This is a genomic window from Microvirga guangxiensis (assembly GCF_900102135.1).
GTDB classification, from domain to species: domain Bacteria; phylum Pseudomonadota; class Alphaproteobacteria; order Rhizobiales; family Beijerinckiaceae; genus Microvirga; species Microvirga guangxiensis.
Window position 1 is genome coordinate 249,140 of sequence record NZ_FMVJ01000008.1, and the last position, 7,836, is coordinate 256,975.

At 61.6% G+C, this 7,836-nt stretch carries 15 protein-coding genes; all 15 read right to left on the bottom strand.

The annotated features are described in order from the left end of the window. Positions 1–7 precede the first annotated feature (7 nt). The 15 genes from rplE to tuf all read right to left on the bottom strand — a co-directional run bounded on the left by rplE (position 8) and on the right by tuf (position 7,836). Complete coding sequence (rplE, locus tag BLP10_RS15365; protein WP_091136352.1) at positions 8–574, bottom strand: 50S ribosomal protein L5; 567 nt, start codon at positions 572–574, stop codon at positions 8–10. Further along, a complete protein-coding gene (rplX, locus tag BLP10_RS15370; protein WP_091136356.1) occupies positions 567–884 on the bottom strand; it encodes a 50S ribosomal protein L24 in 318 nt (105 codons plus the stop codon). The genes rplE and rplX overlap by 8 nt, the downstream gene beginning before the upstream one ends. After that, positions 884–1,252 carry a 50S ribosomal protein L14 gene (gene rplN, locus BLP10_RS15375; RefSeq protein ID WP_009764309.1) on the bottom strand — a complete coding sequence of 123 codons (369 nt, stop codon included), beginning with the start codon at positions 1,250–1,252 and terminating at the stop codon, positions 884–886. The genes rplX and rplN overlap by 1 nt, the downstream gene beginning before the upstream one ends. Positions 1,253–1,416: 164 nt before the next feature. After that, positions 1,417–1,656: a 30S ribosomal protein S17 gene (rpsQ, locus tag BLP10_RS15380; protein WP_091136359.1), complete on the bottom strand. Its 240-nt coding sequence runs from the start codon at positions 1,654–1,656 to the stop codon at positions 1,417–1,419. 12 nt (positions 1,657–1,668) lie between these two features. Then, the gene (rpmC, locus tag BLP10_RS15385; RefSeq protein ID WP_091136363.1) at positions 1,669–1,881 is read right to left on the bottom strand and encodes a 50S ribosomal protein L29; all 213 of its coding nucleotides are present in this window, start codon (positions 1,879–1,881) and stop codon (positions 1,669–1,671) included. A 12-nt stretch (positions 1,882–1,893) separates the two neighbouring features. After that, on the bottom strand, positions 1,894–2,307 hold the full coding sequence (rplP, locus tag BLP10_RS15390) for a 50S ribosomal protein L16 (RefSeq protein ID WP_091136366.1): 414 nt from the start codon (positions 2,305–2,307) through the stop codon (positions 1,894–1,896). 24 nt (positions 2,308–2,331) lie between these two features. Beyond that, on the bottom strand, positions 2,332–3,036 hold the full coding sequence (gene rpsC / locus BLP10_RS15395) for a 30S ribosomal protein S3 (RefSeq protein WP_091136370.1): 705 nt from the start codon (positions 3,034–3,036) through the stop codon (positions 2,332–2,334). Between the two features lie 11 nt (positions 3,037–3,047). Next, complete coding sequence (rplV, locus tag BLP10_RS15400; protein ID WP_091136373.1) at positions 3,048–3,428, bottom strand: 50S ribosomal protein L22; 381 nt, start codon at positions 3,426–3,428, stop codon at positions 3,048–3,050. Between the two features lies 1 nt (position 3,429). After that, positions 3,430–3,708, bottom strand: coding sequence for a 30S ribosomal protein S19 (rpsS, locus tag BLP10_RS15405; protein ID WP_036358350.1), 279 nt, complete (start codon positions 3,706–3,708; stop codon positions 3,430–3,432). 15 nt (positions 3,709–3,723) lie between these two features. Continuing rightward, on the bottom strand, positions 3,724–4,560 hold the full coding sequence (gene rplB, locus BLP10_RS15410) for a 50S ribosomal protein L2 (RefSeq protein ID WP_091136376.1): 837 nt from the start codon (positions 4,558–4,560) through the stop codon (positions 3,724–3,726). A 20-nt stretch (positions 4,561–4,580) separates the two neighbouring features. Continuing rightward, on the bottom strand, positions 4,581–4,877 hold the full coding sequence (locus tag BLP10_RS15415; protein WP_091136379.1) for a 50S ribosomal protein L23: 297 nt from the start codon (positions 4,875–4,877) through the stop codon (positions 4,581–4,583). Beyond that, positions 4,874–5,494, bottom strand: a complete 621-nt coding sequence (rplD, locus tag BLP10_RS15420; RefSeq protein ID WP_091136382.1) for a 50S ribosomal protein L4 — start codon at positions 5,492–5,494, stop codon at positions 4,874–4,876. The genes BLP10_RS15415 and rplD overlap by 4 nt, the downstream gene beginning before the upstream one ends. Continuing rightward, complete coding sequence (gene rplC, locus BLP10_RS15425) at positions 5,494–6,222, bottom strand: 50S ribosomal protein L3 (protein WP_091136386.1); 729 nt, start codon at positions 6,220–6,222, stop codon at positions 5,494–5,496. The genes rplD and rplC overlap by 1 nt, the downstream gene beginning before the upstream one ends. 47 nt (positions 6,223–6,269) lie before the next feature. After that, on the bottom strand, positions 6,270–6,578 hold the full coding sequence (rpsJ, locus tag BLP10_RS15430) for a 30S ribosomal protein S10 (RefSeq protein WP_009764298.1): 309 nt from the start codon (positions 6,576–6,578) through the stop codon (positions 6,270–6,272). Positions 6,579–6,645: 67 nt separating this feature from the next. Beyond that, positions 6,646–7,836, bottom strand: a complete 1,191-nt coding sequence (gene tuf, locus BLP10_RS15435; RefSeq protein ID WP_091136389.1) for an elongation factor Tu — start codon at positions 7,834–7,836, stop codon at positions 6,646–6,648.

Consider the following 7,836-nt stretch of genomic DNA (forward strand, 5'->3'; position numbering starts at 1 on the left):
GCTATCCTCACTGCCGGAACGGGAAGTTGAAGTGACGCAGCAGAGCGCGGGCTTCATCGTCGGTCTTGGCCGTCGTCGTGATGATGACGTCCATACCCCAAACCTGCTCTACCTTGTCGTAGTTGATCTCAGGGAACACCAGGTGCTCCTTGATGCCCATTGCGTAGTTGCCGCGGCCGTCGAACGACTTGGGGTTCAGGCCCCGGAAGTCGCGAACGCGGGGAAGCGCGATGGTGACGAGACGATCGAGGAACTCGTACATACGCACCTTGCGGAGCGTAACCTTCGTGCCGATCGGCATGTTCTCGCGGACCTTGAACTGCGAGATAGCCTTACGGGCCTTCGTGATCACCGGCTTCTGACCCGCGATGAGCGCGAGGTCGGCAGCAGCGACAGAAGCCTTCTTCGAGTCGGCAGTCGATTCGCCAACGCCCATGTTGAGCACGATCTTCTCGATCTGCGGCACTTCCATGGGGTTCTTGTAGCCGAATTCTTCAATGAGCTTCGGACGCACCACTTCTTCGTAGTGCTTCTTCAGCCGCGGCGTGTAGCCGTCCACCTGAGCCTTAGCCATCGATCAGGTCTCCCGAGCGCTTGGCGAAGCGAACCTTGCGGCCGTCTTCGAGAACTTTGAAACCAACCCGGGTCGGCTTACCGTCCTTCGGGTCTGCATAGGCCAGGTTCGACAGCTGGATCGAGGCCTCTTTCGAGATGATGCCGCTCTCCTGCGTCGCCGTCTGGCGCTGATGGCGCTTCACGAGGTTCACGCCACGGACAACCGCGCGATCTTCCTTGGGGAGCACCTGCACGACTTCACCGGTCTTGCCCTTGTCGCGACCGGTCAGGACAACGACCTTGTCGCCCTTCTTGATCTTCGCGGCCATTAGAGCACCTCCGGCGCAAGCGAAATGATTTTCATGTGGTTCTTGGCACGCAGTTCACGCGGAACGGGGCCGAAGATACGGGTGCCGACCGGCTCTTTCTGATTGTTGATCAGAACGGCGGCATTGCGGTCGAAACGAATGACCGAGCCGTCAGCGCGACGGATGTCCTTCGCGGTGCGCACGACGACCGCCTTCATGACGTCGCCCTTCTTCACGCGGCCGCGCGGAATAGCCTCTTTCACGGATACGACGATGATATCGCCCACGGAAGCGTACTTACGCTTCGAACCGCCGAGAACCTTGATGCACATCACGCGACGGGCGCCGGAGTTATCGGCGACGTCAAGATTCGTCTGCATCTGGATCATGGCTTTGATCCTTTCCTTTGTTTCAGACAGGTTTCCGGGTCAAGGCACGATTGCCCCCCGGACTACGCCTGACGGGGATCTGATGTCCCCTGCCCTTCAAATGTCGAGAGAGGCGGTCGTATACACGAACCGCCCCTATCGGACAACCCCAAAAGAAAGCCTTTTTAGGCCTTCGCTTGGTCGACGAGCACCCAGGTCTTGAGTTTGGAGAGCGGCTTGGTCTCTTCGATGAAGACCGTGTCACCCACCTTAGCTTGGTTATTCTCGTCGTGAGCGTGGTAGTTCTTCGTCTTACGCACGGTCTTCTTCAGGACCGGGTGCGTAAAACGACGCTCTACCTTCACGACGACCGTCTTGTCCTGCTTATCGCTGACAACGACGCCCTGCAAAACGCGCTTCGGCATCTTGATTTCCTCTTAAGCCTTAGCCGCAGCGGCCTTCTGGCGCTGCAGTGTCTTGACGCGGGCGACGTCCCGGCGGACTTCACGGACGCGTCCGGTGTTCTCGAGCTGGCCGGTGGCGCGCTGGAAGCGGAGGTTGAACTGCTCCTTCTTCAGGTTCAGCAACTCTTCCGACAGCTGATCAGCGGACATTGCCTTAAGGTCAGAGAATCTCTGCTTGGACTTCATGATCCCCTCTCCTTACTCGGCAATGCGCTGGATGAAGCGCGTCTTGATCGGGAGCTTGGCAGCGCCGAGACGAAGCGCCTCACGGGCGGTCTCCTCGGTCACGCCGTCGATCTCGAACATGATGCGGCCAGGCTTTACCTTGGCTGCCCAATACTCGGGAGCGCCCTTACCCTTACCCATACGTACTTCGGTCGGCTTCGTCGACACCGGCACGTCCGGGAAGATGCGGATCCACACCCGACCCGCACGCTTCATGGCGCGGGTGATGGCGCGGCGAGCCGCCTCGATCTGACGAGCATTGATACGCTCGGGTTCCATCGCCTTCAGGCCGAACTGGCCGAAGTTGAGGTCCGTACCGCCCTTCGCAGTGCCGGAAATACGGCCCTTGAACTGCTTACGGAACTTGGTTTTCTTCGGTTGCAACATGGCAAACCTCTCCTGACCTCTCCGTTACGCCGCGTTCTCGCGGCGGCCACCAGAGCGGCCTCCTTCGTCGTTCATCCGCTTGTCCTGAGCCATCGGATCGTGCTCAAGGATTTCGCCCTTGAAGATCCAGACCTTGATGCCGCAGGTGCCATAGGTCGTAAACGCCGTCGACACGCCGTAATCGACGTCCGCGCGCAGCGTATGCAGCGGAACGCGGCCCTCGCGGTACCATTCGAGGCGGGCGATTTCAGCGCCACCCAGACGGCCCGAGCAGTTGATACGGATGCCCTCAGCGCCCAGACGCATCGCCGACTGAACGGCGCGCTTCATGGCGCGGCGGAAAGCGACGCGGCGCTCGAGCTGCTGAGCGATCGAATCGGCCACCAGGGTAGCATCGACTTCCGGCTTGCGGACTTCGACGATGTTGATCGCCACATCCGCGTCGGTCATCTTGGCGACGATCTTGCGGAGCTTCTCGATGTCGGCACCCTTCTTGCCGATCACCACGCCCGGACGACCCGAGTGAATGGTGACGCGGCACTTCTTGTGCGGACGCTCGATCACGATCTTCGAAACGGCGGCCTGCTTCAGCTGCTTCATCAGAGCTTCGCGGATCGCCATATCCTCATGCATCAGCTTGGCGTACTCGCCCTTGCCGGCGAACCAGCGCGAGTCCCAGGTCCGGTTGATGCCGAGCCGAAGACCGATCGGGTTAACTTTCTGACCCATCTGGTTCTCCTTTATGCCTGTTCGGCAACTTCCCGAACCACGATCGTGAGGTTCGAGAACGGCTTTTCGATACGAGCACCGCGACCGCGGGCCCGGGCGTGGAAGCGCTTCATGACAAGCGCCTTGCCGACGAATGCCTGGCTGACGACGAGATCGTCCACATCGAGGTTGTGGTTGTTCTCGGCGTTGGCGATGGCGCTCTCGAGGCACTTCTTCACATCGCGAGCGATGCGCTTACGGGAGAACTCGAGATCGGCGAGAGCTGCAGAAACCTTCTTGCCGCGGATAAGGCCCGCAACGAGATTGAGCTTCTGGGGGCTGACGCGCAGCATGCGAGCGACGGCTTGAGCCTCGTTGTCGCTCAGCGCGCGAGGAGTTGCGGCCTTACCCATCTTACTTCCTCTTCGCCTTCTTGTCCGCTGCGTGGCCGTGGAAGGTGCGGGTCGGCGAGAACTCACCGAACTTGTGCCCCACCATTTCCTCGCTCACGGAGACGGGAATGTGCTTCTGACCGTTGTAGACCCCGAACGTGAGGCCCACGAACTGCGGGAGGATCGTGGAGCGGCGGCTCCAGATCTTGATGACCTCGTTGCGGCCCGAAGAACGGGCAGCCTCGGCCTTCTTGAGGAGGTAGCCGTCGACGAACGGACCCTTCCAAAGCGAACGTGCCATGACGTGCCTCTATCCTTACTTCTTACGAGCGTGGCGGCTCGACACAATGAACTTGTCGGTCCGCTTGTTCGAACGGGTTTTCTTACCCTTGGTGGGGACGCCCCACGGGGACACCGGATGGCGGCCACCGGAGGTACGACCTTCACCACCACCGTGCGGGTGGTCGATCGGGTTCATGGAAACGCCGCGGTTATGCGGGCGCTTGCCGAGCCAGCGGTTACGGCCGGCCTTACCGATCGAGGTGTTCATGTGGTCGGGGTTCGACACCGCGCCGATGCTGGCGAAGCACTGACCATGGACCATGCGCTGCTCGCCGGAATTCAGGCGGACCGTCACGTAGCCTTGGTCACGACCCACGATCTGAGCGTAGGTGCCGGCAGAGCGGGCAAGAGCGCCGCCGCGACCGATCTTCAGCTCGACATTGTGGATGATCGTTCCCACCGGCATGTTGCCGATCGGCATCGCGTTGCCCGGCTTAATGTCGACCTGCTCGCCAGCCGACACCTGGTCGCCGACAGCCAGACGCTGCGGAGCCAGAATGTAGGACTGCTCGCCGTCGGCGTAGCGGATGAGCGCGATGAAGGCGGTGCGGTTCGGATCGTACTCGATCCGCTCCACGGTCGCCACATCGCCCATACGGCCGCGACGCTTGAAGTCGACCAGGCGCAGGGTGCGCTTGTGACCACCGCCACGGAAGCGGACGGTCACGCGACCCATGTTGTTACGGCCGCCGGAGGAGCTCTTGCCCTCCGTCAGCTTCTTGACCGGCTTGCCCTTGTAGAGCTCGCTGCGGTCGACGATCACCAGCTGGCGCAGGCCGGGGGTGATTGGTTTGAACGTTTTCAAAGCCATCGGATCACTCTCTCAACCGATCAGAGGCCCGTCGTGACGTCGATGGTTTGGCCCTCTTCGAGGGTCACAACCGCCTTCTTCACGTCCGACCGCTGGCCGCGGGTGCCGCGGAACAACTTCACTTTGCCCTTGGTGACAAGCGTGTTGACGCTCTTCACCTTGACATCGAACAGCTTCTCAACCGCTTCCTTGATCTGCGGCTTCGTCGCTTCCGGGCGCACCTTGAACACGACCTTGTTCTGCTCGGAAAGAGCGGTCGCCTTCTCGGTGATGACCGGGCTTACGATCACATCGTAATGGCGCGGGTCCAGGCTCATTTGAAGCGCGCCTCCAGCGCATCGACAGCTGCCTTCGTGAGAACGAGCTTCTCGCGACGCAGGATGTCATAGACGTTGATGCCCTGCACCGGCAGGACGTCGATGTTCGGGATGTTGCGAGCAGCCCGCTGGAAGTTCGCCTCGATCTCGGCGCCACCGATGATCAGGGCATTGCCGAGGCCGAGCTTGCCGAAGCGCTCGATGAGAGCCTTCGTCTTCGGCTCGGAGAGCGTCGCATCGTCGAGCACGACGAGCGAGGCATCCTTCGCCTTGGACGAGAGAGCGTGCTTCAGAGCGAGAGCGCGGACCTTCTTGGGCAGGTCGTGAGCATGGCTACGAACCTGCGGGCCGAAGGCGCGGCCGCCGCCCCGGAACTGGGGAGCGCTGGCAGCACCGTGACGGGCGCTACCGGTGCCCTTCTGCTTGTAAACCTTCTTCGTCGTACGATCGATGTCAGAACGGTTCTTCACAGCGTGCGTACCAGCCTGGCGCTTTGCAAGCTGCCAGCGAACGCAACGGGCGAGCAGGTCGGCGCGCGGCTCGAGACCGAAGATGGCCTCGTTCAGATCGACCGAACCGGACGTCTTGCCCTCGAGCGTGGTGATATCGAGCTTCATCACGCATTCTCCTCTTGGGCCTGCTCAGCCTGGGGGGCCGGCGCAGCGTCGTTGGCCGAGCGGAATGCGCCGGGCATCGGCACTTCCTTCGGCAGCTTCCGCTTCACCGCGTCACGGACAAAGATCCAGCCGCCGGCAACGCCAGGAACGGCGCCTTCGACGAGGATCAGACCGCGCTCGACGTCGGTCGACACAACACGCAGATTCTGCGTGGTGACGCGCTCGACACCCAGGTGACCTGGCATCTTCTTGTTCTTGAACGTCTTGCCGGGATCCTGACGGCCACCGGTCGAACCGATCGAACGGTGGGAGACCGACACGCCGTGAGTGGCGCGAAGACCGCCGAAGTTCCAGCGCTTCATACCGCCTGCGAAGCCCTTACCGGTGGTGATGCCCGTGACGTCCACGAACTGACCGGCAATGAAGTGATCAGCGGTGATCTCGGCGCCCACGGGGATGACAGCATCCTCGGAAACGCGGAACTCCGCGAGCTTGCGCTTCGGCTCGACCTGCGCAACGGCGAACCGTCCGCGCTCAGCCTTCGAAACGTTCTTTACCTTGGCCTTGCCGACGCCGACCTGCAGCGCGGTGTAGCCGTTCTTTTCCATGGTCCGGTGAGCGACAACCTGGCAGCTGTCGACCTTCAGAACCGTGACTGGGATATGTTCACCGGCATCCGTGAAGATGCGGGTCATCCCGAGTTTCTGTGCAATGACGCCTGAGCGCATGTGCGTATCCTCTCGGCGTGTCTACCGAAAGCTCCTAGCCCAACGGCTTAGAGCTTGATTTCCACGTCCACACCAGCAGCAAGATCGAGCTTCATCAGAGCATCAACCGTCTGCGGGGTGGGGTCCACGATATCGAGAACACGCTTATGAGTGCGCATCTCGAACTGCTCGCGCGACTTCTTGTCGATGTGCGGCGAGCGAAGCACCGTAAAGCGCTCGATGCGCGTCGGTAGCGGGATGGGCCCGCGAACCTGGGCGCCGGTCCGCTTCGCAGTCGACACGATTTCACGTGTCGAAGCGTCGAGGATCCGATGGTCGAACGCCTTAAGGCGAATACGAATGTTTTGACCGTTCATGGCTTATCCATTCAACAAGGGAAGCGACCGGACCGTAATCCGGCCGCTGTCCTTTGATCCTCTCTTATCAATCCATCACGGCGGCGACGACGCCGGCGCCGACGGTACGACCGCCTTCACGGATAGCAAAGCGCAGCTTCTCTTCCATGGCGATCGGAGCAATCAGCTCCACTTCCATCGTGATGTTGTCGCCCGGCATCACCATCTCGGTGCCCTCGGGCAGCTTCACCACGCCCGTCACGTCGGTCGTGCGGAAGTAGAACTGCGGACGGTAGTTGCCGAAGAACGGCGTATGACGGCCGCCCTCTTCCTTCGTCAGGATGTACGCCTCGGCCTTGAACTTCGTGTGCGGCTTGATCGAGCCCGGCTTGCACAGCACCTGGCCGCGCTCCACGTCCTCGCGCTTCGTGCCGCGCAGCAGAACGCCCACGTTGTCGCCAGCCTGACCCTGATCGAGCAGCTTGCGGAACATCTCGACGCCCGTGACCGTCGTCTTCTGCGTGTCGCGCAGACCCACGATCTCCACTTCCTCGCCGACCTTCACGATGCCGCGCTCCACGCGACCCGTCACCACCGTGCCGCGGCCCGAGATCGAGAACACGTCTTCGATCGGCATCAGGAACGGCTGGTCAATCGGACGCTCCGGCTGCGGGATGTAGCGGTCAACCTCAGCCATCAGCTCAAGCACGCGGTCGCGGCCGATCTCAGGCGAGCGGTCTTCCAGAGCGCAAAGAGCCGAGCCCTTCACGATCGGAATGTCGTCGCCGGGGAAGTCGTACTTCGACAGAAGCTCGCGCACCTCGAGCTCAACCAGGTCGAGCAGCTCGGCGTCGTCGACCATGTCGACCTTGTTCATGAACACCACCAGAGCCGGCACGCCGACCTGACGGGCCAGAAGGATGTGCTCGCGGGTCTGCGGCATCGGGCCGTCAGCCGACGACACCACCAGGATCGCGCCGTCCATCTGGGCGGCACCCGTGATCATGTTCTTCACGTAGTCGGCGTGGCCGGGGCAGTCCACGTGCGCATAGTGGCGGTTCGTGGTCTCGTACTCAACGTGCGCCGTCGAGATCGTGATGCCGCGCGCCTTCTCTTCCGGCGCCTTGTCAATCTGGTCGTAGGCGGTGAACGTTGCACCGCCAGACTCAGCCAGAACCTTCGTGATCGCAGCCGTCAGCGACGTCTTGCCGTGGTCAACGTGACCAATCGTGCCGATGTTGCAGTGCGGCTTATTGCGTTCAAACTTTTCCTTCGCCAT

Bases quoted from the DNA above. Each gene is read 5' to 3' on its own strand.
- rplE (WP_091136352.1), bottom strand. From the start codon at position 574: ATGGCTAAGGCTCAGGTGGACGGCTACACGCCGCGGCTGAAGAAGCAC.
- rplX (WP_091136356.1), bottom strand. From the start codon at position 884: ATGGCCGCGAAGATCAAGAAGGGCGACAAGGTCGTTGTCCTGACCGGT.
- rplN (WP_009764309.1), bottom strand. From the start codon at position 1,252: ATGATCCAGATGCAGACGAATCTTGACGTCGCCGATAACTCCGGCGCC.
- rpsQ (WP_091136359.1), bottom strand. From the start codon at position 1,656: ATGCCGAAGCGCGTTTTGCAGGGCGTCGTTGTCAGCGATAAGCAGGAC.
- rpmC (WP_091136363.1), bottom strand. From the start codon at position 1,881: ATGAAGTCCAAGCAGAGATTCTCTGACCTTAAGGCAATGTCCGCTGAT.
- rplP (WP_091136366.1), bottom strand. From the start codon at position 2,307: ATGTTGCAACCGAAGAAAACCAAGTTCCGTAAGCAGTTCAAGGGCCGT.
- rpsC (WP_091136370.1), bottom strand. From the start codon at position 3,036: ATGGGTCAGAAAGTTAACCCGATCGGTCTTCGGCTCGGCATCAACCGG.
- rplV (WP_091136373.1), bottom strand. From the start codon at position 3,428: ATGGGTAAGGCCGCAACTCCTCGCGCGCTGAGCGACAACGAGGCTCAA.
- rpsS (WP_036358350.1), bottom strand. From the start codon at position 3,708: ATGGCACGTTCGCTTTGGAAGGGTCCGTTCGTCGACGGCTACCTCCTC.
- rplB (WP_091136376.1), bottom strand. From the start codon at position 4,560: ATGGCTTTGAAAACGTTCAAACCAATCACCCCCGGCCTGCGCCAGCTG.
- BLP10_RS15415 (WP_091136379.1), bottom strand. From the start codon at position 4,877: ATGAGCCTGGACCCGCGCCATTACGATGTGATCGTAAGCCCGGTCATC.
- rplD (WP_091136382.1), bottom strand. From the start codon at position 5,494: ATGAAGCTCGATATCACCACGCTCGAGGGCAAGACGTCCGGTTCGGTC.
- rplC (WP_091136386.1), bottom strand. From the start codon at position 6,222: ATGCGCTCAGGCGTCATTGCACAGAAACTCGGGATGACCCGCATCTTC.
- rpsJ (WP_009764298.1), bottom strand. From the start codon at position 6,578: ATGAACGGTCAAAACATTCGTATTCGCCTTAAGGCGTTCGACCATCGG.
- tuf (WP_091136389.1), bottom strand. From the start codon at position 7,836: ATGGCGAAGGAAAAGTTTGAACGCAATAAGCCGCACTGCAACATCGGC.